The organism is Salinicola acroporae, from assembly GCF_003206615.1.
GTDB classification, from domain to species: domain Bacteria; phylum Pseudomonadota; class Gammaproteobacteria; order Pseudomonadales; family Halomonadaceae; genus Salinicola; species Salinicola acroporae.
The window spans coordinates 195,304-220,996 of sequence record NZ_PZJW01000002.1 but is presented as its reverse complement, the minus strand read 5'-3'; the positions used below and the strand labels follow the sequence as shown (position 1 = coordinate 220,996).

The following is a 25,693-nucleotide window of genomic DNA, read 5'->3' as shown; positions in this document are numbered from 1 at the left end:
TGGGCTCGTAACCCGCAGGGGATTACAGCGCCTGGATGGCCTTGTAGAGCGCTTTCTGCTCGTCGTCCAAGGCGTCGAGCACGGCAGGTTCGGCTTTCTTGGCGAAGGCGGCCTGATCCACCTCGACGAACGTCATGCCCTTGTCCTTGAGCGCCTGTTCGAGACGCTTCTGGTCCTCGACGAACAGCTTCTCCTCGTAGGACTGCATCTCGCTCGCGGCATCTCTCACCACGCTCTGCAGATCGTCCGGCATCGATTCGAGTTTCTGCTTGCCGATCACCACGTAGATCCAGCTGCGCACGTGGTCGGTCATGTCGACGTACTTCTGCACCTCGTTGAAGCTGGCGCTTTCGATCAGGCTCAGCGGATTCTCCTGGGCCTCGATGGTGTTCTGCTGCAGCGAGGTGAAGACTTCGCTGAACGCCATCGGGGTCGGGCGGGCGCCCAGCGCTTCCCAGGTGTCGACGAACAGCGGCACGTTGGGTACGCGAATGCGCAGGCCGTCGAGGTCGTCCGGGGTCTTGATGGGGCGATTGGAGGTGAGCTCGCGGGGACCGCGCTCGAACCAGGCCAGCGGCACCAGGCCGGTGCGCTCGGTGATCTGCGACTCGATCTGCTGGCCGACGTCGCCCTCCACGGCCTTGCGCATCTGGTCGGCGTCACGGAACAGGTAGGGCACGGCCATCATCGCCGCCTTGGGCGCCCAGTTCTGGAGGCTCTCGCCGGTGATGGTCATGTCGGCGGTGCCGAGCTGGATGCTGTTGATCACATCCATTTCGGTGCCGAGCTGCTCGTTGGGAAAGACCTGGACTTCGATCCGGCCGTCGGAGTTGGCTTCCACCCGTTCCTTGAACTTCAGCGCGGCCTTGTTCCAGATATTCTGCTCGTTGGCCAGATGGCCGAACTTCAGTGTGTAATCCGCAGCCATTGCCGCTTGGCTGCCCAGTAGCGTGGCCCCGAGGGCCGCGCCGGCCAGCAGATGCTTGAGGGTTGTCGTCGTCAACATGGCGTGAGTCTCCTGTCGCGTTGATACGCGTCGGTGTTGTTGTCCGGGCCAGCGCTGTTCCGGATCTCTTCCGGCATGGGTGGCGGACTCGAGCGGACGTTCAAGGCGAGATTTTCACCAGCACCTTGCGCGCCTGTTCCGGATGGTTCTCGAGCAGATCGATGGCACCGGGCATCTCGGTCAGGGGGACGCGATGGCTGATCAGCGCCTTGGGATCGAGACGACCCGTGGCGATATGCTCGATCACCTCCGGGAATTTGCGGTTGTTCAGGCGGGAGCCGACCAGTGTCAGCTCCTTCTTGATCACCTCCAACTGAACCAGGTCGCTGGGCGTCGGACTGAAACCCAGCAGGCCGATGCGCGCGGCGGGACAGGCCATGCGCAGTATTGTGGGCAGCATGGCCGGTACGCAGGCGGCATCGGCAATCAGCGGGATGCCCTCGCCCTCGGTAGCGGCCAGCACGGCCTGTTCGAGATCTTCGCTGCGGCCGTTGATGGTGTGACTGGCACCCAGCTCGCGAGCCGTGGCGAGGCGCTCGTCGAGGATGTCGGTGACGATCACCTGCTCCAGGCCCAGGGCGCGCGCCATCTGCAGCACGGTCAGGCCGATCACGCCGGCACCGATCACCAGCAGGCGGTCGCCGGGCCGAGGGTCCATCCGCGAAAGCACGTTGGCGGCGATGGAGTAGGGCTCGACCAGCGCGGCGGCATCGAGGTCGAGACCGTCGGGCAGTCGATGGGCGTTGGCCGCCGGCACGTTGACCTGCTCGGCGAAGCCGCCATTTCTGTGCACGCCGATCACCTGCATGGCGCTGCAGACGTTGGGACGACCGATCCGGCAGGGATAGCACCGGCCGCAGTTGACGACCGGGTCGATACAGACACGCTCGCCGACACGGGCGGGGTCGACGCCATCGCCCACGGCGCGGATGACCCCGGCGAACTCGTGGCCGGTGATCCGCGGGAACTGCACGAAGGCGTTGTCGCCATGGATGATGTGCATGTCCGAGCCGCAGATGCCGGCGAAGGCCACGTCGACGATCACTTCGCCCGGTGCCGCATTCGGTGCAGGTCGGTCGCCGATGGCGAATGCGTGTGGGGCGCTGACTTCAAAGGCTTGCATCGATGACGCTCCTGGATGTGTCGCGATCGCCCTTGCGCGGGCTCACATGTGCCCTGTTCACCAGTGCCACAGGGTGCCGTCCTCGAGCCGATTGACCGGCAGGCTGGCACGCTTGAACGGATAGCGAGCAGCGGCTTCCTCGTCGATGTCGACGCCATGCCCAGGCGTTTCGCCGACCAGGAAGTGGCCGTCCTCGAAGCGATAGTCGTGGGGGAACACGCTGTCGGTCAGCGGGTCGTGGGGCATGTACTCCTGGATACCGAAGTTGGGCACCCAGGTATCGAAGTGGATCGCGGCGCCGAGACACACCGGCGAAAGGTCTGTGGGGCCGTGGAAGCCGGTGCGCACGTGATAGAGCGAGGCCAGGTCGGCGATCCGGCGCAGCTGGGTGATCCCGCCGCCGTGGGTCAGCGGTATGCGGATGTAGTCGATCCACTGGTTCTGGATCATCTCGCGGCAGTCGTGGATCGAGTTGAACACCTCGCCGATCGCCAGTGGCGTGGTGGTATGTTCGCGGATCAGGCGCAGGCTCTCCTGGTTTTCGGCGGGCACGCAGTCCTCGAGCCAGAACAGGTGGTAAGGCTCGACCGCCTTGCCCAGGCGCGCGGCCTCGATGGGCGTCAGCCGGTGGTGGACGTCATGCAGTAGGTGCAGCTCGTGGCCGAAGCGCTCGCGTACCGCGGCGAACAGTTGCGGCACGTGGTTGAGGTATTTCTCGGTGCTCCAGACGTGCTCGGCAGGGAGTTCGGAATCGGCCGGCTCGTAGCGCTCGCCTTCACGCTTGGCGACACCGTAGATCGTCCTGATGCCGGGGACGCCGGCCTGGACACGGACGGCCTTGTAGCCCAGCTCGACATGACGGGTGACCTCCTCCAGGCAGCTGTCGATGTCTTTGCCGGTGCAGTGGGCGTAGGTCATCACCCGCTCGCGGCTCTTGCCGCCCAGCAACTGATAGAGCGGCATGCCGGCCGCCTTGGCCTTGATATCCCACAGCGCCATATCCACCGCACTGATCGCGCTCATGGTCACCGGGCCGCGGCGCCAGTAAGCGCCGCGATAGAGGTATTGCCAGGTGTCCTCGATGCGGCTGGCATCGCGACCGATCAGCGCCGGTACCACGTGCTCCTCCAGATAAGTCGCGACCGCCATCTCGCGGCCGTTGAGGGTGGCGTCGCCGATACCGTGAATGCCTGATTCGGTGATCAGCTTGAGCGTGACGAAATTGCGTCCCGGACTGGTGACGATGACGCGGGCATCGATGATTTTCATGGAATCTCCGGCTGGCGAAGGCGGCAGCCTCAGTGGGTGGCGAACAGGTCGGGGAAGCGATCGATCAGGCGTGGCAGCGAGGTCAAAAGCTCTCTCAGGTGCGCCTGCACGGCTCGCTCGGCGGCTTCCGGATCGCGAGCGTCGATCGCCGCGACGATGCTGGCGTGCTGGTCGACCAGCGTCTCCAGTGGTGTGCCGTCGGGCACGCTGATGTATCGGACGCGATCGAAATGCGCCTTGACCTCCTCGGTGAAACGCCAGGCGGATTCATGCCCCGCTTCCCGGGAGAGGGTCTGGTGGAAGGCTTCGTCGAGCACGTAGAAACGTTCGTAATCGCCACTGTCGATGGTTCGGCGCTGGCGCTCGACCAGTTCCAGCAGATCGTCCATTCCGCGTCGGGAGAGTCCCTGTTCGGCGGCCGACTTGGCCACCGCCACCTCGATCGCCTCACGCACGAAACGCGCGCTGTAGACGGCTTGTGGCGAAATCTTGACCACGAAGGTGCCGCGTTGGGGGCGGACCTCGACCAGCCCCGCTTCGGAAAGGCGGATGAACGCTTCGCGAACCGGCTGGCGGCTGACCTCGAAAGCATCGGCGATCTCCTTTTCGGAGAGTGCCTGGCCCGGTGCCAGTACCAGCCGGATGATGGCGTGACGCAGCACGCCGTAGAGCCGCTGGCGCACGTGTCCGGCATCCGAGGCGTTCCAGAGTGTCTGCAGGGTCGTCGTGGTCAAGGGCGCTCCGGTGTTCAAGGCTGACTATCTTGTCTGACTAGTATGGTAGTTCTTCTGGCACGTTGACGATTCGACTTTGGGCGCAGGGAAACGTGGTCACCGTCACAGTTCCAACCGGTTTTGCCGATGTCTCTTTTAATCAGCTACGAGCTACGAGCTACGAGCTACGAGCTGGCGCCGGGGCACTATGAAAGGAACCACGGCTTCGCGAACGAGGGAGATAACGCGGCGATGGGCATACGCGATTGGCCGGAGGGGGAGCGGCCGCGGGAGAAACTGCTGATGCTGGGGTCGACGGCACTGTCCGATGCCGAGTTGCTGGCGATCTTTCTGCGCGTCGGGGTCAAGGGGCGCTCGGCGGTGGATCTGGCGCGGGATCTGCTGAGCAGTTTTGGTGGGCTACGCCAGTTGCTGGAAGCGGATCGCCAGCGATTCTGCGCCGAGCATGGCTTGGGCGAAGCGAAGTTCGTGCAGCTCCAGGCTACGCTCGAGCTGTCCCGTCGTCATCTGGGTAGCCTCCTCGAGCGGGAAGCGGCGCTGACCTCGCCGGCGCTGGTGCGGACTTTCCTGAGCGCGCAGCTGCGTCATCTTGACCATGAGGCATTCGCGGCGCTGTTTCTGGACACCCAGCATCGGGTGATCCGCTTCGAGATCCTCTCCGAGGGCACGCTGGACAGCGCCTCCGTCTACCCGCGAGAGGTCGCCCGACGAGCGCTGGCGCACAATGCCGGTGCGGTGATCTTCGCCCACAACCACCCCTCCGGCGTGGCCGAACCCAGCGACGCCGACCGGCGGATTACCGAGCGTCTGCGCGAGGCGCTGGCGCTGTTCGACATTCGCGTGCTGGACCACTTCGTGATCGGCGATGGCGAGGTGATCTCCTTCGCCGAACGGGGATGGTTGTAGAAAAGCCTCGATTTCGAGATTCGGATGGGAAGGCGTGTCGGATTCGGGTAACATGCCGCGCCATGTTCTCGGGTGGTCGCCGCTCCAGCGGTGTATCGGCAACAGCCGACGCGGTGCTCGCAGGGCGTCGGCTGTTGCGAAGAGCAGGGGGCTCTGGTATAAAGTACGCCCTTTGAATCGGGGCATACGGTGACGGCCCGCCATTTCGAGCGTTTTGGAGATGGCAGGAAGAATCGCGAAAAGCAATCTCGACACCGAATGCCCGAGATAAACCGAACAACCCAACCCGCCAGTGGTCGGAGGCTTCCATGTCCCAAGTTTGTCAGGTTACCGGTAAGCGTCCGGTGACTGGTAACAACGTCTCGCACTCACAGCGCAAGACACGTCGTCGTTTCGTCCCGAACTTGCACACGCATCGTTTCTGGGTCGAATCCGAGAAGCGTTTCGTCAAGCTGCGTCTGTCCTCCAAGGGCATGCGCATCATCGACAAGAAGGGCATCGATGCGGTGCTCAGCGACATTCGCAAGCGTGGCGCCAGCCTTTAAGGAGTCGAGACATGCGTGACAAGATCAAGTTGGTGTCCAGTGCCGGTACCGGCCACTTCTACACCACGGCCAAGAACAAGCGTAACACCCCGGACAAGCTGGAATTCAAGAAGTACGATCCGGTCGTTCGCAAGCACGTCATCTACAAGGAAGCCAAGATCAAGTGATCTAGCTTTCCGCCAGTGCTGAAATGCCAGCGCTGGAATGACAGTACGGAAAACCCGGTCCTCGACCGGGTTTTCTCGTTTGTGGTAACCGAACCGCGAGAACAGACGCATGCCCGAGCTCCCCGAAGTCGAGACCACCCGCCGCGGTATTGCTCCCCACGTCGAGGGGTGGGAGATCGTCGAGGTCATCGTGCGCCAACGCAGCCTGCGCGTGCCGATCCCTGGCGATCTGGAATCGACGTTGATCGGTGCCCGGTTCGGCGAGCTTTCCCGGCGCGCCAAGTATCTGCTGCTGCCGCTGGCGGAACGCACCCTGCTGTGGCATCTCGGCATGTCCGGAAGCCTGCGCATCGCTCGTGTCGGCGACCAGCCCAAGAAGCACGATCATGTCGACGTGGTGTTCGAGGGTGGCAATATCCTGCGCTATCACGATCCCCGTCGCTTCGGCTTCGTCGACTGGCTGGCGGGAGGCGTCGAATCGGATACCCGACTGTCGAGGCTGGGGCCGGAACCGCTGTCGCCGGCGTTCGATGGCCAGCGACTCTACCGGCTTTCCCGGGGACGCCGCGCCGCGGTGAAGACCTTCATCATGGACAACGCGGTGGTCGTGGGCGTGGGCAATATCTACGCCACCGAGGCGCTGTTCATGGCCGGTATCGACCCGCGTCGAGCCGCCGGGCGCGTCTCGCTCGAACGTTTCGAGCGCCTCGTCGACGCGATCAAGACGGTGCTGGCGGCGGCGATCACCCAGGGCGGCACGACGCTGCGGGATTTCGTCAGTGGTAGTGGCGAACCGGGTTACTTCGCGCAGCGGCTCAACGTCTATGGGCGTGGGGGGCAGCCCTGCCGCCATTGCGGCCTGGAGCTGCGCCATATCGTGCTGGGGCAGCGCGCCACGGTGTACTGTGCGATCTGCCAGACCTGAACGCTCGCCGTCTCCGTCGGCATCTTGGCCGATGAAGCGGGAACCTTGCCGCTCACTCGTTTTCCAACTCGGGCGCGGTGGCTGGCCGATATATGCCTCCGAGGGTTGGGGAATTCGCGGGTGTTGTTAGAATGCGCCAGCATCTCCGTTCGATATCGCGCCGCCCGAAACGCTTTTTATCTCTTTTGCTGTTGTCCTTCCCGATGGAGCCCCGCCAATGGAGTCAATCGTGACCCAGACCCTGCGCCTCAAGAAGAATGCCGATCGTCGTCTCAAGGCGGGCCACCTGTGGCTCTATTCCAACGAGATCGATATTCAGGCCACACCGCTCAAGGGCCTGGAACCGGGGGCGCAGGTGACTATCGAGGCCGCCAACGGCAAGGCTTTGGGCGTTGCCTATGTCAATCCGAACTCGCTGATCTGCGCTCGTGTCGTCTCCCGCGATGCCGATGTTCGACTCGATCGCTCGCTGCTGGTGCACCGCTTCAATCAGGCGCTGGCGCTGCGCGACCGGCTGTTCGCCAAGCCGTTCTATCGTCTGATCCATGGCGAGGGCGACCTGTTGCCGGGCCTGATCGTCGATCGGTTCGACGACGTGCTCGTGGTCCAGCTCAATACCCTCGGCATGGAGACGGTGCGTGACGAGGTGATAGCGGCGCTCGACAAGGTACTTTCGCCGCGGGCGATCGTGTTCAAGAACGACTCCAGCGGCCGACGCCTGGAGCAGCTCGAGTCCGAAGTGGCGGTAGTTCACGGAGAACTGCCGGACGAGGTGCTGCTGGAAGAGAACGGTGTCCGCTTCTTGGCGCCGGTACTGGACGGTCAGAAGACCGGCTGGTTCTACGACCATCGCGCCAACCGCGCCTGGCTCAACGGTCTGGTCGCCGGCAAGCGGGTGCTCGATCTGTTCAGCTACGTCGGCGGCTGGGGCGTGCAGGCGGCGGCGCACGGCGCCAGCGAGGTCCTGTGTGTGGATGCGTCGCAGACGGCGCTCGACCGCGTAGCCGAGAACGCTGCCCTCAACGGGCTCCACGAGCAGGTCTCGGTCGGCCACGGTGATGTTTTCGAGGCCATGACGGCACTGCGTGCCGAGGGCGAGAAGTTCGATGTGGTGGTGCTCGATCCGCCGGCGTTCATCAAGAAGCGCAAGGATCTCGCCAATGGCGAGCGCGCCTACGCGCGTCTCAATCGCGGAGCGATGCGGCTGCTGGGTCGCGATGGCCTGTTGATGTCGGCCTCCTGTTCCATGCACCTGTTCGAGGAGCGTCTGGTCGAATGCGTGCGTGGCGCGGTTCGCCACCAGGATCGTCACGGTCAGATCATCTATCGCGGTGGCCAGGCCGGTGATCACCCGGTGCATCCGTCGATCCCCGAGACCGCTTACCTGAAAGCGCTTGGCGTGCGGGTGTTCCGGAATTGATGATCGCGACGATCCGGTTGCGGTGAGATGAACGTCGAACAGGTACGGGTCTTTCGTCACGCCAATGTCTTGTTGGTCAGTCATGTTCGTAACGTGATCGAGAGCGCCGGCGTTGCGGCCACGTTGCGCAACATGACCCTGGCCGGCGGGGCGGGCGAGCTGCCGCCCGATCAGTGCGAGGCAGAGGTCTGGGTGGCCGCCTCGGCCGAGGCGCAGGCGATCGAGCTGGTTCGAGAGGCTCTCGAGGGTCCCGCCACGGCCATGCCCGAGTGGCGCTGCCAGGGCTGCGGGGAACGGCTCGAGGGCGTTTTCGACCGTTGCTGGCAGTGCGGTCGCGACCGCCCGGATCGCAACTGATCCCCGTCGCTGCCATTGCGGCGTCGTCTGATTCAAGCCAGGAGGTTTGCATGGACTGGGACCTGCCCACGCCTTTCGTGATCGATATCGATGTCGAGCGCTCGAGCATCGATCACTATGGCCACGTCAACAACGCCGAGTATCTGCGCTGGGTCGAGCGTGCCAGCTGGGCGCACTCGCGCGCGCTGGGGCTGACGCTGGAGGACTATCGCGCGCTCAATCGCGGCATGGTCGTTCACCGTCATGAACTGGACTATCTGGCACCGGCCTTCGAGGGCGACCGCTTGCAGCTCTCGACCTGGATCGTCAGTTGCGATGGCCGTCTGTCGCTGGAGCGGCGCTTCCAGTTGCGCCACGTCGAAACGTCCCGCACGTTGCTGCGTGCGCATACCCGCTTCGTCTGCATCGATATGGAGAGCTGCCGGCCGAAACGCATGCCGTCGCGTTTCGCCGAGGTCTACGGGGGCGCCTGCGTCACTGCGGATCGCTGAAGCGCAAATTCGCCGAATCGAAGCGCCACCGGCCCCNNGGGGCCGGTGGCGCTTCGGCTCATGTGATGGTGGAAGACGTTGGCTCGCGTTCACCGGCCGAGCGAGATGTCGGGCGGCGCGGGGCGACGATCGCCATGAAGCGCGCGAGTGTTGCGTCGCTGGCCGGACGCGTGACCCGGGAAACGGCGACGAACAGCGGTAGATTGACGATCAAGCCCCAGGCGCCGGCGTGGACGCCGAGCGGGTTGGGCCACACCACCGTGAACAGGGCGGTCACGATGAACCCCGCCGACAGTCCACACAGCACCCCGGTTCGGGTGGCTCGCGGCCACACGAACAGGCCGATGAAGGCCGGCAGCATCTGGGCGGCGAAGCCGAGCCCGACCAGCAGGATCATGATCAGGTTGCCGGGATTGAGCATGGCCACCGGGCCGACGATCAGCAGCATGATCGGAAAGATCAGGTATCGCGCGAGCTGGCCGGTGCGTCGCTCCGAAAGCTTGAACAGCGGGCGGATCACGTCCCGGGTCCAGGTCAGCGCGGTGCCGTGGATGTAGGGCTCGCTGGAGGACATCGCGGCGGCCAGCGTGCCGGCGCCGAGCAGGCCGACCAGTATCGGTGGCATCTGCTGGAATGCCAGCTGCAGGGCGACGGTGTCGGCGCGCTCCAGGTCGGGCAGGCTGAAGATGCCAATGAAACCGACCACCACCATCGGCAGGATGACGAAGTAGTAGGTCGGCAGCCAACTGGCGCTGCGGCGGATGCTCTGGGCCGAGTCGGCGCTCATCCACTGCAGCCAGACCGGCTGCTGGAACGAGAACATCGAGACGATGATCGACGAGGTCCAGAAGGCGAAACTCATGTCGCCGAGGCCGCCCGGCAGCGTCAGGAAGTCGATATGGGTGTCGCGCAGGCGTTCGAAGACCCCGCCGAACCACCAGTCGCCGGTCAGCCGATGAGCTGCCCAGAGCCCGATCGTCCAGGCCACGATCAGCATCAGGCCGCCCTGAAACGCGTTGGTCACGCCGATGGCGCGCTGGCCGCTGATGAACAGATAGATCGCGATGGTACCCAGTACCAGCCAGATATTGAGCGTGAAGGGCAGCAGGCCGCCGCTCATCACTTCCAGGATGTAGGCCGCGCCGATGGTCTGGAGGACGGCATAGGCCATGGCGCCGATCGACATCACCAGTGACGTCAGCGCGCCGAGCAGCGGACTCTCGAAGCGATCCGCCACCGCCTGGGCCTGGGTGACGTGGCCGAGTCTGGCGCCGAACGCCCACACCCGGGGGCCGCAGTACCAGGCGATCAAGGCCAGATAGCTCAGGTAGATGACGACGTAGAATACCGGCACGCCCTTGCTCCAGGCCCAGCCCGGCGCGCCCATGAAGGTGTAGGCGCTGATGCTGCCGGCGCCCATCAGCAGATACATCACCACGGGCCCCATGCTGCGTCCGGCGACGCCCCACTGCTCGAGACTGTCCATGCGATGACTGCCGCGGGCACGAACCCCCAGCCACAGCGCCACGGCCACGTAGGCCAGCGTCATCAGCAGCGGAATCGGCTCACTCATCGACACGCTCTCCCGGTCCTGATGCGGCTTTCGTCGGATCTGCCTGGGTGATCGAGGTCGGCAGGGGCAGCAGCCGGTTGGCCAGCAGCATTACGCCGGTCGATGCGAGGATGATCAGGCAGGACCAGGCCGCCAGCGCCGGCAGGCCCAGTATCAGCACGGCGTGATTGGCCAGCAGTACGGCCGGCCACAGCCCGGCCAGGATGACCAGCAGGAAGAGGGCCAGCAGCGCCTTCCCTCTCCTCGTGGCAGGGCGGATCAAGCGGTGGTTCATGAGATGACTCCAGCATCTTGTGGTTGGCGAGGATACCGTGCCCAAGCCCCCGGTTCAGCTTCGTGGTGGTGTCGGCCAGTCGCGAATCGGCCCCCGCCACTGTTCGAAGAGCCGGGCGAGCTGCAGCACCCGATGATCCTCGAACCTTGGCGCGACCAGTTGAATGCCGAGCGGCAGGCCGTCGCGACCGAAACCGCCGTTGATGGACAAGGCCGGCTGCTCGCCCATGTTCCAGGGCAGCGTGAAGCCCAGGTGCTCGAACGGATGCTCCGGGTCGTTGGAGGGGTGGCCGTGCTCGGCGGGGAAGCTGTAGACCGGCGTCGTCGGGGAGAGTATGGCGTCGACATCGTCGAACGCGGCCTCCGTGGCACGGCGCATGGCAAAGGTCTGCTCGAAGCCGTGGACGACATCGACCGCGCTCAACTCGGCGCCGCGTGCCGCCCATTGGGTGATCATGGGGAAGATCCGGGTGCGCTGCGACGCGCTCAAGGCCGCCAGCGACTTCCACTGTCGCGCGCGCCAGAAATTGTCGAGGCCGTCGAGCATCTCGCGGGTCATCACCGGTGCTACCGGCACCAGCGTGGCCCCGGCGCGCTCGAACCCCGCCGCGGCGGCTTCCACGGCCGCCAGGAGCTGAGGATCGACGGCCATGCCGCAGCCGGCGTCGAGCATCACGCCAAGCCGGAGGCCCGACAGCTCGAGCGAGAGGTCCATCCAGTCGATCCGGGATGGCGGCAGGCGGGTCGGATCGCGGCGATCGGTGCGGGAGAGCGTGTGCATCATCAGCGCGGCGTCCTCGACCGTGCGGGTCATCGGTCCGGCACAACGCCCGGTATAGCAGGGGTCGATGGGAATGCGCCCCAACGTGGGCTTGAACCCGACCAGACCGCACCACGCGGCCGGAAGGCGCACCGAGCCACCAATGTCGGTGCCGACATGCAGCGGTCCGAGGCCGGCGGCGGCCGCCGCGCCGGCGCCGGAACTGGAGCCGCCCGGATTGGCGTCGAGCTTCCAGGGATTGCGGGTCAGCCCGTGAAAGGTCGAGACGCCGGAGGACATCATGCCGAAATCGGGGCAGGTCGTCTTGGCGAAGATCAGGGCTCGGTCTTCCCTCAGCCGTGCCGATGGCGGGGCATCGTCGCGGGCCGGCGTCAGTTCGGTGACCACGGTTCCCTGCGGAACCGGCACGCCGCGGGTGGCGATCAACTCCTTGATCGTGACCGGAATACCATCGAGGGGGCCCAGAGGCGCACCGTTACGCCAGCGTCGGGTGGCTTCGGCGGCCTCGGTCGTCAGCGTCGCCTCGTCGTAGGCATAGAGCGCGTTGATGTGAGGCTCCCAGGCCCGAATGTGGGGAATGAGCTCTGCGACGTAGTCGGCGGGCGAAAAGCGACCGTCGCGAAAACCGGTCAGCAGGGTCGTCGCGGATGCATCGAGGAGGTTCATGGTGAGAGGATCCCGTTGGCATTGTCGTGGGTATCGGTCTCCAGCATGCCGCGTATTGGCGGGCGTTCGCCACCGCCAATTGGCCAGCGCGGTGTAATGATCCAGTACCTGTCGGGCCAGGCCCGGTGGCGACGCAGCGTGAACTCACGTCGGCGCGACGATGGCAGGAGGTGTTAGTGCTGATTGGTTTGATCAACTTTTCATGACGCTTTTTTCAAGAATATTTTTTGCCAGAATCCCTATTTTAGTGAATTTGCGTCTTTTCTGGCGCGCTATCCCGTCCTTATCGCTGTTGTGCTGTAATCCCTGCGATCCTTCAATGACAACCAGAGATCGAGGCAACGACCATGCATATCGGCGTCCCCAAGGAAATCAAGAACCATGAATATCGCGTCGCCCTGACCCCGGGCGGCGTGCGTGAACTGGTGGCGCGAGGCCATCGGGTCCGGGTCCAGGCGGAGGCGGGGATTGGATCCGGCTATCCGGACGACGCCTATCGCGAGGCCGGCGCCGACATCGTGGCCGATGTCGATGCGCTATGGGCGAGCGCGGAGTTGATCCTCAAGGTCAAGGAGCCGCAGGCGGAAGAGGTCGCCCGGCTGCGCCCGGAGCAGACGCTGTTCACTTACCTGCACCTGGCCGCAGAGGAGACGCTTACCCGCGGCCTGATCGACAGCGGCGCCACCTGCATCGCCTATGAGACCGTCACCGACGATCTCGGTGGGTTGCCGCTGTTGGCGCCGATGAGTCGCGTCGCCGGCCGCATGGCCGTCCAGGCGGGAGCCCATAGCCTGGAGAAGGCCCAGGGCGGTGCTGGCATACTGCTGCCGGGCGTGCCCGGCGTGGCGCCGGCCAAGGTCACGGTGATCGGCGGCGGCGTGGTCGGCGAGAATGCCGCGCGCATGGCGCTGGGGCTGGGTGCCGAGGTGACCATCCTCGACAAGTCCCTGCCCCGGCTGGAAGTGCTCGACCATCGTTACCAGGGCCGGATTCGCACAGTCTATTCGACTACCGAGACGCTGGAGGCCGCGGTGCGCGAGTCCGACATGATCATTGGCGCCGTGCTGGTCCCCGGCGCGGCCGCCCCCAAGCTGATCACCCGAGCAATGCTCGGCGAGATGAAGCCGGGCAGCGTGCTGGTGGACGTGGCGATCGATCAGGGCGGCTGCTTCGAGACCAGCAAGCCGACGACCCATGCCGAGCCCAGTTACATGGTAGACGGGATCGTGCACTACTGTGTCGCCAACATGCCCGGCGCGGTAGCGCGCACCTCGACCCAGGCGTTGACCAACGCCACGTTGCCGTTCGTGATCGCGCTGGCCGACAAGGGCTGGAAGCAGGCCCTGGCCGATGATGCGCATTTCCGCGCCGGCCTCAACGTTCATGCCGGCCAGGTGACCTACACCGCCGTTGGCGAAGCGTTCGGGCTGGAAGTGGTTGCAACCGAGCAGATTCTGCAGGGCTGAGGTCGAGCACCCTCCGGGGCGGGGGCCAGCAGGCGAGATCGACCAATCAGCGGCGCCGACATTGTCGGCGCCGCTTTCGGTTTCAGGCTGTCGTCGTGCGGCCTTGGCTGACATGCAGTGGGTAAGAATCTCGCTATGTGAGACGAACTCGACAACACGTCTCGGTATGCTCGGCAGAGATCCCGGTTTCGAGTCGTCGACGTGCCATCAACTTCGCGTGAATCCTCCCAGACACCTTCCACCCTGCGCCATGTGATGGCGCTGCTGCGGGCGACCGCGGCGTGCGGCGCCCGCGGCGCTGGCATCGACGATTATCTCGATGCCACCGAACTGAGCCGCCCCACCATCTACCGGCTGCTCAAGGGGTTGCGCGAGGAGGGGTTCCTGCGCTCCTCACCGCTGCGTCATCGCTATCTGCTGGGTTACGAGCTGCTGGTACTCGGTGCCGAAGCGGGCAATGGCGGCAGTCTTCGCGATCTGGCTCGCCCCAGATTGCTCGAACTGGCGCAGCGACTTGGCGACAGCTTTTACCTGTTTGCCCACGACGGCCGCCACGCGGTCTGCCTCGAAGTCCAGAACGGCGCCTATCCGGTAGGCAGTTTCGTGGCCTCGATCGGCGGTCGCGTGCCGCTGGGCGTGGGGCAGGCTTCGATCGCGCTGCTGGCCTCGCTCGAGAGCCGGGAACGTGAATGGATCCTCGCGGCCAACCGCGAGCTACTGCAAGACCGCTACGAGATCAGCGTCGACGCCGTCGAGCGTGAGATCGCGCGTTTCCATCAGGCGGGCCACGCCCGCGGCGTCGAGGGGTCTAGCCTGCCGGAATTCACGGGCCTGGCGATTCCCATTCTCGACCACAGCGGACGCTGTCTCGGCGCCTTCAGTTGCTCGATGCTCAAGTCGCGGATGACGCCGGCTCATCGCCAGGAAGTGCTGGCGATGATGGCGGAGCAGGCCGAGAGCCTGGTGTCGCAGGCCCACGGTTTATTGCAGACGGAATGACGATCATGTCGAAAGCGGTTCAACCGTCCCATCTTCGCCCCTGCGGCTGGCAGGCGCTGCTGCCCGCCCCGAGCTCGCGACCCGAGCTCCAGGGGGATCAGGTCGCGGATCTGGTGATCGTGGGCGCGGGCTACACCGGCGTCGCCGTGGCGCGGACCTATCATCGTCTGGCGCCGGACCGTCGCATCGTGATGATCGATGCCGAGGCGGCCGGGGAGGGCAGTCCGGGGCGCAACTCCGGATTCATGCTGGAAATCGCGTTGGCCAACGATGCGTCCGCGGATCAACTGGCACGAATGTCGACACTCAATGCGCTGAGTCGTCGAGCGATGGCAACGCTCAAGGCGCAGGTCGACGAGCACGCCATCGACTGCCAGCTCCAGCGCACCGGTACCTATCGGGCCGCCCGGGGTGACGAGGGGCGACGTGCGCTGGCCCGGTATCGGGGTTTTCTGGAGGCCGCGGGGTTGTCTCACCAGCGCCTCGAGCGCGAGCAGCTCGACGCCGCGCTGGGCACCCGCTACTACGCCGAAGGAATCTTTTCGCCCGACTGCTATCTCGTTCAGCCGGCGGCGCTGATCCGCGGATTGGTCGCCGCGCTGCCGGAGGCGGTGGCGTGTCATGAACGAAGCCCGGCACTGGCCGTGCAACGGGACAATCGGGCGTGGCGGGTCAGCACCCCGAAAGGGTCGCTGCGGGCCCGGCAGGTGGTGCTCGCCAACAACGCCTTCGCACGTCCTCTGGGCGCCGATGCCTCACGCCTTACCGCCATCTACACCTACGCCGCGCTGACCGCGTCGCTCTCGCCGGGGCTGACGGCTGCCATCGGAGCCGGGCCCTGGGGGCTACTGCCAAGCCACCGGCTGGGGTGCACGTTACGCACCACGGCGGATGGCCGCTTGATGATCCGCGCCCAGTACAGCTACGAGCGGGAGAGGGACAACGCGGCCGTCGCCGCCGGACTCAAGTCGAGCCTGGTCGCACGCTATCCGGAACTGGCGGGCATTGAATTCGAGCGGGTCTGGGGCGGCACCACCGGCCTGACCTACAACGGTGCCCCGCTGTGGGGGGAAGTGGCGGAGAACCTGTTCGTGTCGGCGGGATGCAACGGCGGCGGCATCGTCAAGGGCACCTTGCTGGGCGAGGCCTTGGCGGAGCTCGCGCTGAAAAGGCGGGGAGTCGATATTCCCGGCCTCTTCGGCACGCCGAGCTGGATGCCGCCCGATCCCATTCGCAAGTTGGCCTTCGACGCCATTCGCTTCCACGAACAGCGCAAGGGGCGTGACGAGGCCTGAGCGCGCTTGGCCGCTTTCGATTGAAAGTCCATTACTACCGAAGCGTCATCGAGACCCACAACGCACAACAATCAAGGAGTCATCATGGACCCACAGGTGCACTACGGCATGCTGTCACTGTTGCCGGCTTGTCTTGCCATCGTCTTGGCGTTCGCGACGCGTAACACGATCTTCTCCCTCGCCGTGGCCTGCGTCGTCGGCGTCACGGTCATGGGGCGGGGGCTGTTCGGCTTTCCCAATCTGCTCAAGACGTCATTGGGGACCACGGATTTCTCCTGGATCCTGCTGCTGGAGCTTTTCATCGGTACCGTGATCGCCTTCTTCCAGCGCACCGGGGCGATCCGCAACTTCACCGCCTGGGTCGAGGCGCGCGCGCTGTCGCGGGTGCGGGTCCAACTGGTGGGCTGGTTCATGGGCATGTTCGTGTTCTTCAGCGACTATTTCAGCCCGCTGTTCGTCGGTTCCACCCTGCGCGGGCTCACCGACCGCTACCGCGTCTCGCGCGAGAAGCTGGCCTATATCGCCGACTCCACATCGGCGCCGGTCAGCGTGCTGGTGCCGATCACCGGCTGGGCGGTATTCATCTCCGGGCTCTTGATCGGCATGGGCCCGATCGATACCGCGGGGCAGGCCATGCAGGCGTTCGTCTACGCGGTGCCGTTCAATCTCTACGCCTGGCTCTCGGTGCTGGTGGTGGGGCTGGTGATCGTCGGCGTGGTGCCGCTGTTCGGCCCGCTCAAGCGCGCCGAGGCCCGTGCCCGGAACGAGGGCAAGGTGTTCCGCGACGGTGCCGACCCGCTGCTCGGCGAGGAGCTGACCGACCTGCAGCCGTTCGAGGGCGTGCGCACCAACCTGTTTCTCAACTTCGTGCTACCGGTACTGATCGTGATTGGCGTCGCCGTGAGCACCTTCGCGTTCATGGGCTCGGCCAAGACGATGGAGGCGTTCCTTGCCGCGGCGGTGGTGCTGGGGGTGATCATGCGGCTGCAGGGCATTCCCCTCAACGACATCATGAAGACCGCCACCGCCGGCATGAAAGGGGTGATGCCGGCAATCCTGATCCTGGCGCTGGCCTATTCGCTCAACCAGCTTTCGAAGGAGATGGGGACGGCCGCCTTCATCGTCGAGATCAGCCGCGACTGGCTGTCACCGACGTTGCTGCCCGCGATCACCTTCCTGCTGGCGGCGATCATCGCCTTTGCGACCGGCTCTTCCTGGGGCACCTTCGCGATCATGATGCCGATTTCGGTACCGGTCGCCTTCGTGTTTACCGGTGACACGCTGACGCCGCTGGTCTACGCTACCATCGCCGCGGTGGCCGGCGGCGGGGTGTTCGGCGACCACTGCTCGCCGCTGTCAGACACCACGGTGCTCGCCTCGACCGGCTCCGCCTGCGACCACATGGACCATGTGCGCACCCAAATTCCCTATGCGCTGGCGGTGGCCCTGGTCTCCCTGGCGATCTATCTGCTGGTGGGCGTGACCCTGGTCGATATCGGTTGAGTCCTAGCCTGCCCGCGCCTTGATGGCGGGCACGGCGAGGCGGGTTCGCTAAGGCACGGGCGGCAAGGTAAACTGCCGCCATTCGCCATTTCCCGTCCACTCTCCCATCGATCGAAGAGTTCATGAGCCAGCGACGCGTTCTTACCGGCATTACCACCACGGGTACGCCGCATCTGGGCAACTATGTCGGCGCGATCAAGCCGGCCATCGCCGAGAGCCAGAATCCCGACGTCCAGTCCTACTATTTCCTCGCCGACCTGCATGCGTTGATCAAGGCGCAGGACCCGCAGCGGGTGCAGCAGTCGCGGCTCGAGATCGCCGCCACCTGGCTGGCGCTGGGGCTGGATACCGACAACGCCATCTTCTATCGCCAGTCCGACATCCACGAGATCCCGGAGCTTGCCTGGCTGCTCTCCTGCGTCTGCGCCAAGGGGCTGATGAACCGCTCCCACGCCTACAAGGCGGCGGTGGCGGAGAACGAAGAGGGTGGTATTCCCGACCCGGATCGGGGTGTCACCATGGGGCTGTTCGGCTATCCGGTGCTGATGGCCGCCGATATCCTGATGTTCAACGCCCACCAGGTGCCGGTGGGGCGCGACCAGATCCAGCATATCGAGATGGCCCGCGACATGGCCGGGCGCTTCAACCATATCTACAAGGGTGACTACTTCACCCTGCCCGAGGCGATCGTCGACGAGAAGGTCGAGGTGCTGCGCGGGCTCGATGGGCGCAAGATGTCCAAGAGCTACGACAACACCATCCCGCTATTCGTCTCGGCCAAGAAGCTCCAGAAGCTGGTGCGCAAGATCAAGACCAACTCGCTGGAGCCCGGCGAGCCGAAGGACCCGGAAACCTGCACCCTGTTCCAGATCTACAGCGCCTTCGCCACGGCGGAAGAGAGCGCCGACATGCGTCGCCGCTACGCCGAGGGAATTGGCTGGGGCGACGCCAAGAACGAGGTGTTCGAGTACCTCGATGCGCAGCTGCGCGAACCGCGCGAGCGCTACGAAGCGCTGATCAACGATCCCGGCCATATCGAGCAGGTCCTGCAGCGCGGCGCCGAGCGTGCCCGCGCCGAAGCCAATGTCCTGATGGAACGGCTGCGGGTAGCGGTAGGGCTGGGGCGGTTCCAGTAGGCTTTGAGCCACGAGCCACGAGCCACGAGCCACGAGCCACGAAGCCACGACCGCGTCAGTTTCGGGGCGCGGTAAGGCGGCCACGAGCCGGCGCCGAGCGCTCGGGAAGCCAGCCAGGACAATGGCCAGCGACATGTGTCACTGGCGATTGGCACCAGCGGAACCCTACCCTGATTTCCGACGCCCGACGCCCGACGCTTTCGTCGATTCATCTATAACAAAACCGTCTATCCAAAGACCATTTCGTCGTTTTCGAATTCCTGAGTAAAAGACTAAAGTATCGTCCATTCGATTTTGGTCTATGAAAGGGGTTGTTTTATGACGACTTTGACGAAAACGGCACCGCCCGGCATCGGCCGGCTTTCGCCCAAGGCGTGGATAGCCGCACTGCTGCTGGTGCTGGGCGCGCTGGCCGTCGGCCTCGCCTTCGGTGGCAATCAGGGCTGGCTGATGCTGGTCGGTGGTGGTCTCGGCATCGTGCTTTATCACGCCTCTTTTGGCTTCACTTCGGCGTGGCGGGTGTTCATCACCGAGCGCCGAGGCCGCGGCCTGCGCGCGCAGATGGTGATGCTGGCGCTGGCGGTGGTGCTGTTCTTCCCGGCGCTGGGGGCGGGGACGCTGTTGGGCCATCCGGTCGAGGGTTTTGTCTCGCCCATCGGTGTTTCCGTCATCGTCGGGGCTTTCCTGTTCGGCATCGGCATGCAACTGGGCGGCGGCTGCGCATCCGGGACGCTGTTCACCGTGGGGGGCGGCAACGCTCGCATGGTCATCACGCTGCTCTTCTTCATCGTCGGCTCGGTGATCGGCACGGCGCACTTTGCCTGGTGGCAGAGCCTGCCGGCGTTCCAGCCGACCTCGATGATCGATCTGTTCGGTACCGGGGGGGGTATCGCCGCCAGCCTGGTGCTGTTTGCGGGCATCGCCGCAGTGACGGTCGTCATGGAGAAGCGTCGTCACGGACAACTGGAGCAGGCCTCATCGGTGGCGCCGGGACCGGGCCGCTGGCTGACCGGACCGTGGCCGGTTCTGGCCGGGGCGATCGGCCTGGCGCTGCTCAACTACCTGACCCTGGCGCTGGCCGGGCGGCCCTGGGGAATCACCTCGGCCTTCGCGCTGTGGGGCGCCAAGGCGTTCCAGGCCGTGGGCGGCGATGTCACCGCCTGGGGCTATTGGCAGAACCCCGGGCGCGCAGCTTCTCTCGACAGCAGCATCTTCAGCGATATCACCACGGTGATGAACATCGGCGTCATCCTGGGAGCCGCGCTGGCGGCGTCGCTGGCAGGGCGTTTCGCACCGAGCCTGCGCATTCCGCTACGTTCCGTGGCGGCGGCCGTGATTGGCGGGCTGCTGCTTGGCTATGGCGCCCGGCTCGCCTTCGGCTGCAACATCGGGGCCTACTTCAGCGGTATCGCCTCGGGCAGCCTGCATGGCTGGCTGTGGCTGGTGGCCGCGTTCGCCGGCAACATGCTTGGGGTGCGGCTGCGCCCACTGTTCTTCCCCGGCCCGGCCAAGCCGGTCGCGGCGAGCTGCTGAGCGACCGGGTCGCGACCCGATAAGCTTCGCCACGGCGGGGCTTGTCGTGCGCCGTTACGTCTTTGGTAAGGGGGGCCATGGCAGACATGCCATCGGCGGCGGCAGATGGCATACTGGTCGGCCCCGGTCGGCTTCGTCTCCTCCGGGGCGTCCGTCCGGTTGCGTGGCAGCCGCACGGTCGATAACGACAATGCGCCATCGGGCCCGCACCAACGACCGGTGAGATCGCCCGTCCGACAGGCGCGTTTCATTCGTTGGTTACCGCGAGAGTCGATTCATGTCCGATCACGCCAAGCGCCCGCTTTACATTCCCTACGCCGGACCGTCGCTGCTGGAAACACCGCTGCTCAACAAGGGTAGCGCCTTTACCCGTGACGAACGGGTCGAGTTCAATCTGGTGGGCTTGCTGCCGCAGAACGTCGAGAGCATCGAAGAGCAGCTCGAACGGGCCTATCACCAGTACACCCTGTGCCAGAACAACCTCGACAAGCATATCTATCTGCGGGCGATCCAGGACGACAACGAGACGTTGTTCTTCCGTCTGCTGGAAGAGCATCTCGAGGAGATGCTGCCGATCATCTATACCCCGACGGTGGGCGAGGCGTGCGAAGAGTTTTCCAATATCTATCGCAACCATCGCGGCCTGTTCATCTCTTATCCCGACCGCCATCGGATGGACGACATCCTGCGCAGTGCGACCAAGGACAAGGTGCGCGTGATCGTGGTCACCGACGGAGAGCGCATCCTCGGCCTCGGCGATCAGGGCATCGGCGGGATGGGCATCCCGATCGGCAAGCTCTCGCTCTATACTGCCTGTGGTGGCATCAGCCCGGCCTACACGCTGCCGATCACGCTGGATGTCGGTACCAACAACCAGAAGCTGCTCGACGATCCGATGTACATGGGCTGGCGTCACAAACGCGTGTCGCCGGATGAATATGCCGAGTTCATCACCCTGTTCATGGAGGCGCTGAAGGCTCGCTGGCCCAACGTGCTGCTGCAATTCGAGGATTTCGCCCTGACCAACGCGATGCCGCTGCTGGAGCGTTATCGGGACGAGCTCTGCTGTTTCAACGACGATATCCAGGGCACCGCCTCGGTCTGCGTGGCGACGTTGCTGGCGTCGTGCAAGGCCAAGAACGCCAAGCTCAGCGAGCAGACGATCACCTTCGCCGGGGCTGGGTCCGCTGGCTGCGGTATCGCCGAGCAGATCGTCATCGCGATGACGCGCGAAGGCTTGTCGGAAGCCGACGCCAGAAAACGCATCTTCATGGTCGACAAGGATGGCCTGCTGACCACCGACATGGAGGGGCTGCACAGCTTCCAGCAGCGGCTCGCCCACGATCCCGCCGAGTTGCGCTTTGACAGTGATACCCGCCTGTTGCTCGACGTGGTCCGCAATGCCAAGCCGACCATACTGATCGGCGTTTCCGGCCAGCGCGGCCTGTTCACCGAGGAAGTGATCAAGACGCTCAACGCCAACTGCGAGAATCCGCTGATCATGCCGCTCTCCAACCCCACCTCCAAGGTCGAGGCGGTTCCGCAGGACGTACTGGCGTGGACCAACGGCCAGGCGATGGTGGCGACGGGGAGTCCGTTCCCGCCGGTGGAGATCGACGGTCGCACGATCCCCATTGCCCAGTGCAACAACTCCTACATCTTCCCGGGCATCGGCCTTGGCGTGATAGCCGCCAATGCGACGCGTGTCACCGATAACATGCTGATGGCGGCGTCCAATGCGCTCGCCGACAGCGCGCCGATCGTAAAGACCGGCGAAGGAGCGCTGCTACCGGCGCTTGGCGACATCCGCGAGATCAGCCAACTGATCGCCTTCGCCGTCGGCAAGCAGGCCCAGCAGGATGGCGTCGCGCTCTCCTCCAGCGACGAAGTGCTGTGGGATGCGATCCATGGCCACTTCTGGTATCCGCGCTATCGGCAGTATCGTCGGCGTTCGATCTGATGTCGTGAGCGACGAGCTACGAGCTACGAACAAGCCCCGCCCGAGAGCGGGGCTTGTTCGTTGATGGATATTTCTCTCCACGCTCGAGAGGTGGCAGCCTTCGACGCCTCCGCAATAGCGCTGAACGCGGGAGCGATGAATCGGGTCTTGCGACATGGATGTCGCAAGAGGCGCGTTGGGCAGGATGCCCTTTTGCGCCGACCCGACTTCAGCGTGACTGCGTTCAGGGTTTCGCTATTGCGCTGCGTCAAGAAGGGGAGTGTGAGGGGCTTGCCCCTCACGACCATGAGCAGAAGGGAGGTTGGTGCCCGGTCAGTGGTAAATACGAGGAGATGAAATGAGTCGCCTCGTCCGTTTGGCACAGGATCCACGAAAAAGCCCCACCGATCGGTGGGGCTTCGCTGCCTTCTGTGCAAACGATGCGCTGCGCGCTTACAGCATGCTGCGCAGAACGTAGTGGAGGATGCCGCCGTGGCGGTAGTACTCCAGCTCGTTGGCGGTGTCGATGCGGCACAGGGCGTCGATCTTCTTCTCGCCCTTGTCGCTTTCGATGGTCACCTTGACGCTGGCGCCCGGGGTCAGGTCCGCCAGCCCTTCGATGGAGATGGTCTCGTCGCCGGTGAGCCCCAGCGTCTCGCGACTTTCACCCTCGGGGAACTGCAGCGGCAGCACGCCCATGCCGATCAGGTTGGAGCGGTGGATACGCTCGTAGGATTCGGTGATGACCGCGCGCACGCCGAGCAGCCGCGTACCCTTGGCCGCCCAGTCGCGGGAGGAGCCGGTGCCGTACTCCTTGCCGGCGATGACCACCAGCGGGGTATCGTCCTCGGCATACTTCATTGCCGCGTCGTAGATCGACATCTGCTCGCCGCTGGGCACATGCCGGGTGTAGCCGCCTTCGACGTTGTCCAGCATCTCGTTGCGGATACGCACGTTGGCGAAGGTGCCGCGCATCATCACTTCGTGGTTGCCGCGACGCGAGCCGTAGGAGTTGAAGTCCTTCACCGCGACGCCATGCTCCTGCAGGTACTTGCCGGCGGGGCTGTCCGGCTTGATCGATCCGGCCGGCGAGATGTGGTCGGTGGTGACGGAGTCGCCCAGCTTGGCCAACACGCGGGCATTCTTGACGTCCTCGACCGGCTTCGGCTCCTTGTCCATCCCCTCGAAGAACGGCGGGTGCTGGATATAGGTGGAGTCCTTGGACCAGGCGTAGACCTCGCTCTCCGGGAACTCGATCGACTGCCAGGCCTCGTCGCCGTCGAACACCTCGGCGTACTCCTTGCGGTACATCTCGGTCTTGACCTTCTCCACCGCCTCGGCAATCTCGGCCTGGGACGGCCAGATATCCTTCAGGAAGACGTCGTTACCGTCCTGATCCTTGCCCAGGGGCTCCTTGGACAGGTCCTTGCGGACGTTGCCGGCCAGGGCGTAGGCGACGACCAAGGGCGGCGAGGCGAGCCAGTTGGTCTTGACCAGCGGGTGCACGCGGCCTTCGAAGTTGCGGTTGCCAGAGAGCACCGAGGCGACGGTGAGGTCGCCGTCGTTGACCGCCTTCTCGATCGGCTCGGGCAGCGGGCCGGAGTTGCCGATGCAGGTCGTGCAGCCGTAACCGACCAGGTTGAAGCCGAGCGCGTCGAGGTCGCCTTGCACGCCGCCGGCGGCCAGGTAGTCGGTCACCACCTTGGAACCGGGGGCGAGGGAAGTCTTGACCCACGGCTTGGTGGTCAGCCCTTTCTCGTGCGCCTTCCGCGCCAGCAGGCCGGCAGCCATCATTACGCTGGGGTTGGAGGTGTTGGTACAGGAGGTGATGGCAGCGATCACCACGGCGCCGTGGTTGAGCGAGAAGGTCTCGTCGTCGTAGGTCACCTCCTGGCTGTCACCGGTGCGGTAATCGCTGCCGGTCCGGTAGCTTTCGCCGTCGGCAGGCGGGGCGCCAACCGCGGTATCGCCACCTTCGGACATCCACTTGCCTTGCTCTTCCTTCGAGGCGTCCGGCTTATCGCCGTTCATCAGCCCTTCGAAGGTGGATTTCAGGTCGGTCAGGGCGACGCGGTCCTGGGGACGCTTGGGACCGGCCAGCGAGGCTTCGACTTCATCCATGTCCAGTGCCAGCGAGTCGGTGAAAGTCGGCTCCGCTCCTGGTTCGCGCCAGAGTCCCTGGGCCTGGCTGTAGGCCTTGACCAGCGCGATCTGATCTTCGTCGCGACCGGTCAAGCGCAGGTAGTTGAGCGTCTCGTCGTCGACCGGGAAGAAGCCGCAGGTCGCACCGTATTCCGGTGCCATGTTGGCGATGGTGGCGCGATCCGCCAGTGGCAGGTCGTCGAGGCCGTCGCCGTAGAATTCGACGAACTTGCCCACCACGCCTTTCTTGCGCAGCATCTGGGTGACGGTCAGCACCAGGTCGGTGGCGGTAATGCCTTCCTTGAGCTTGCCGGTCAGCTTGAAGCCGACCACCTCGGGGATCAGCATCGACACTGGCTGGCCGAGCATGGCGGCTTCGGCTTCGATGCCGCCGACGCCCCAGCCGAGAATGCCCAGGCCGTTGATCATGGTGGTGTGGGAGTCAGTGCCGACCAGGGTATCGGGGAAGGCGTAGGTCTTGCCGTCGACCTCCTTGGTCCAGACCGTCTTGCCGAGATACTCCAGGTTGACCTGGTGGCAGATGCCGGTGCCCGGCGGTACGACACGGAAATTGTCGAATGCTTTCTGACCCCAGCGCAGGAATTCGTAGCGCTCCAGGTTGCGTTCCATCTCCATGGCGACGTTGTCCTTGAACGCGGACGCATCGCCGAAATGGTCGACCATGACGGAGTGATCGATGACCAGATCCACCGGCGATAGCGGATTGATCCGCTCTGCCTTCGCGCCAAGCTTCTTGACGGCATCGCGCATGGCGGCCAGATCGACCACGCCGGGAACGCCGGTGAAGTCCTGCATCAGGACCCGTGCCGGGCGATAGCCGATTTCACGGGTCGATTTGCCCTCCTTGAGCCAGTCGGCCAGCGCCTGGATATCCTCCTCGGACACGGTGGCGTCGTCGGCGTAGCGCAACTGGTTTTCCAGCAGGACCTTGAGTGTCATCGGCAACTTGTCGATGTTGCCGAGCGTCTCGGCCGCCTTGGGTAGACTGTAGTAGTGAAACGTCGTGCCGTTGACGTCGAGCGTCGCCAGCGTGTGACTCGGGTCGGTAGACATCAGGGTTATCCTCCTCATGGCGGCGGCTGGTCTCGATGATCGGCACCAGCCAGCCTGTCAGGTTCCGTAGCCACGATCCGACAGCGTTCCCGGCTGTCGACCGCCTTCGATGGGGTGTCTGTACACCGCTCTTGTGTCTGAATTTGTCTGGACTTCGCTGCCACGCCGAAGCGGGTCTCGCGAGAGGCTCGATAGTCGTCGGCATCACCCCCGCGACTGCCGGACGAACAGGTTGTCGACAATCATCATGGGCACGATAACATGCATTTTCAATTGGATGCTTCACGACTATCGTCCGGTGTGGCCTTGAAAGCGTATCCGATCGCCACCAACTCCAGCGTAGTTGGTGGAGAGACACTCTGCAGGTCAA

The 25,693-nt window shown here is 64.7% G+C and carries 22 protein-coding genes; 14 read left to right on the top strand and 8 right to left on the bottom strand.

Going from position 1 to position 25,693, the window contains the following annotated elements:
- Positions 1–22: 22 nt before the first annotated feature.
- From DOM54_RS02195 to DOM54_RS02180, 4 genes are all read right to left on the bottom strand, one after another.
- Positions 23–1,006: a TRAP transporter substrate-binding protein gene (locus tag DOM54_RS02195; protein ID WP_110714775.1), complete on the bottom strand. Its 984-nt coding sequence runs from the start codon at positions 1,004–1,006 to the stop codon at positions 23–25.
- Between the two features lie 100 nt (positions 1,007–1,106).
- Positions 1,107–2,129, bottom strand: a complete 1,023-nt coding sequence (locus DOM54_RS02190; RefSeq protein ID WP_110714774.1) for a Zn-dependent oxidoreductase — start codon at positions 2,127–2,129, stop codon at positions 1,107–1,109.
- 57 nt (positions 2,130–2,186) lie between these two features.
- Entirely contained in the window at positions 2,187–3,398 is a 1,212-nt protein-coding gene (manD, locus tag DOM54_RS02185; protein ID WP_110714773.1) for a D-mannonate dehydratase ManD, read from the bottom strand.
- Positions 3,399–3,427: 29 nt separating this feature from the next.
- Positions 3,428–4,132, bottom strand: coding sequence for a GntR family transcriptional regulator (locus DOM54_RS02180; protein WP_110714772.1), 705 nt, complete (start codon positions 4,130–4,132; stop codon positions 3,428–3,430).
- Positions 4,133–4,363: 231 nt separating this feature from the next.
- Here DOM54_RS02180 and radC point away from each other — a divergent pair, with 231 nt between their 5' ends.
- From radC to DOM54_RS02145, 7 genes are all read left to right on the top strand, one after another.
- On the top strand, positions 4,364–5,038 hold the full coding sequence (gene radC / locus DOM54_RS02175) for a RadC family protein (protein WP_110714771.1): 675 nt from the start codon (positions 4,364–4,366) through the stop codon (positions 5,036–5,038).
- 308 nt (positions 5,039–5,346) lie between these two features.
- A complete protein-coding gene (gene rpmB / locus DOM54_RS02170) occupies positions 5,347–5,583 on the top strand; it encodes a 50S ribosomal protein L28 (RefSeq protein ID WP_110602189.1) in 237 nt (78 codons plus the stop codon).
- Between the two features lie 11 nt (positions 5,584–5,594).
- A complete protein-coding gene (gene rpmG, locus DOM54_RS02165; RefSeq protein WP_035472447.1) occupies positions 5,595–5,750 on the top strand; it encodes a 50S ribosomal protein L33 in 156 nt (51 codons plus the stop codon).
- A 109-nt stretch (positions 5,751–5,859) separates the two neighbouring features.
- Positions 5,860–6,675, top strand: a complete 816-nt coding sequence (gene mutM, locus DOM54_RS02160; protein WP_110714770.1) for a bifunctional DNA-formamidopyrimidine glycosylase/DNA-(apurinic or apyrimidinic site) lyase — start codon at positions 5,860–5,862, stop codon at positions 6,673–6,675.
- A 229-nt stretch (positions 6,676–6,904) separates the two neighbouring features.
- Positions 6,905–8,095 carry a class I SAM-dependent rRNA methyltransferase gene (locus DOM54_RS02155; RefSeq protein WP_110715090.1) on the top strand — a complete coding sequence of 397 codons (1,191 nt, stop codon included), beginning with the start codon at positions 6,905–6,907 and terminating at the stop codon, positions 8,093–8,095.
- A 27-nt stretch (positions 8,096–8,122) separates the two neighbouring features.
- A complete protein-coding gene (locus DOM54_RS02150) occupies positions 8,123–8,452 on the top strand; it encodes a putative signal transducing protein (RefSeq protein ID WP_110714769.1) in 330 nt (109 codons plus the stop codon).
- Between the two features lie 50 nt (positions 8,453–8,502).
- Positions 8,503–8,943, top strand: coding sequence for an acyl-CoA thioesterase (locus DOM54_RS02145; protein ID WP_110714768.1), 441 nt, complete (start codon positions 8,503–8,505; stop codon positions 8,941–8,943).
- A 58-nt stretch (positions 8,944–9,001) separates the two neighbouring features.
- Here the strand turns inward: DOM54_RS02145 and DOM54_RS02140 are convergent, their stop codons facing one another.
- Genes DOM54_RS02140 through DOM54_RS02130 form a run of 3 tightly spaced genes read right to left on the bottom strand, consistent with a single transcriptional unit; the run spans position 9,002 to position 12,236 of the window.
- On the bottom strand, positions 9,002–10,516 hold the full coding sequence (locus DOM54_RS02140; protein ID WP_110714767.1) for a sodium:solute symporter family protein: 1,515 nt from the start codon (positions 10,514–10,516) through the stop codon (positions 9,002–9,004).
- Positions 10,509–10,790 carry a hypothetical protein gene (locus DOM54_RS02135; RefSeq protein WP_110714766.1) on the bottom strand — a complete coding sequence of 94 codons (282 nt, stop codon included), beginning with the start codon at positions 10,788–10,790 and terminating at the stop codon, positions 10,509–10,511. The genes DOM54_RS02140 and DOM54_RS02135 overlap by 8 nt, the downstream gene beginning before the upstream one ends.
- Before the next feature lie 54 nt (positions 10,791–10,844).
- Entirely contained in the window at positions 10,845–12,236 is a 1,392-nt protein-coding gene (locus tag DOM54_RS02130) for an amidase (protein ID WP_110714765.1), read from the bottom strand.
- 347 nt (positions 12,237–12,583) lie between these two features.
- Here DOM54_RS02130 and ald point away from each other — a divergent pair, with 347 nt between their 5' ends.
- The 7 genes from ald to DOM54_RS02095 all read left to right on the top strand — a co-directional run bounded on the left by ald (position 12,584) and on the right by DOM54_RS02095 (position 22,128).
- Entirely contained in the window at positions 12,584–13,702 is a 1,119-nt protein-coding gene (gene ald, locus DOM54_RS02125; RefSeq protein ID WP_110714764.1) for an alanine dehydrogenase, read from the top strand.
- A 201-nt stretch (positions 13,703–13,903) separates the two neighbouring features.
- Positions 13,904–14,701 carry an IclR family transcriptional regulator gene (locus DOM54_RS02120; RefSeq protein WP_240613730.1) on the top strand — a complete coding sequence of 266 codons (798 nt, stop codon included), beginning with the start codon at positions 13,904–13,906 and terminating at the stop codon, positions 14,699–14,701.
- A 5-nt stretch (positions 14,702–14,706) separates the two neighbouring features.
- Complete coding sequence (locus DOM54_RS02115) at positions 14,707–15,996, top strand: NAD(P)/FAD-dependent oxidoreductase (RefSeq protein ID WP_162619742.1); 1,290 nt, start codon at positions 14,707–14,709, stop codon at positions 15,994–15,996.
- 84 nt (positions 15,997–16,080) lie between these two features.
- A complete protein-coding gene (locus tag DOM54_RS02110; RefSeq protein ID WP_110714761.1) occupies positions 16,081–17,499 on the top strand; it encodes a Na+/H+ antiporter NhaC family protein in 1,419 nt (472 codons plus the stop codon).
- Between the two features lie 122 nt (positions 17,500–17,621).
- Positions 17,622–18,635: a tryptophan--tRNA ligase gene (locus tag DOM54_RS02105; protein ID WP_110714760.1), complete on the top strand. Its 1,014-nt coding sequence runs from the start codon at positions 17,622–17,624 to the stop codon at positions 18,633–18,635.
- A 318-nt stretch (positions 18,636–18,953) separates the two neighbouring features.
- Positions 18,954–20,168 (top strand): YeeE/YedE family protein, encoded by a 1,215-nt coding sequence (locus DOM54_RS02100; RefSeq protein WP_110714759.1) that lies wholly within the window; start codon positions 18,954–18,956, stop codon positions 20,166–20,168.
- Between the two features lie 277 nt (positions 20,169–20,445).
- Positions 20,446–22,128 carry an NAD-dependent malic enzyme gene (locus DOM54_RS02095; protein WP_110714758.1) on the top strand — a complete coding sequence of 561 codons (1,683 nt, stop codon included), beginning with the start codon at positions 20,446–20,448 and terminating at the stop codon, positions 22,126–22,128.
- 432 nt (positions 22,129–22,560) lie between these two features.
- Here the strand turns inward: DOM54_RS02095 and acnA are convergent, their stop codons facing one another.
- Entirely contained in the window at positions 22,561–25,323 is a 2,763-nt protein-coding gene (acnA, locus tag DOM54_RS02090; RefSeq protein WP_110714757.1) for an aconitate hydratase AcnA, read from the bottom strand.
- Positions 25,324–25,693 lie beyond the last annotated feature (370 nt).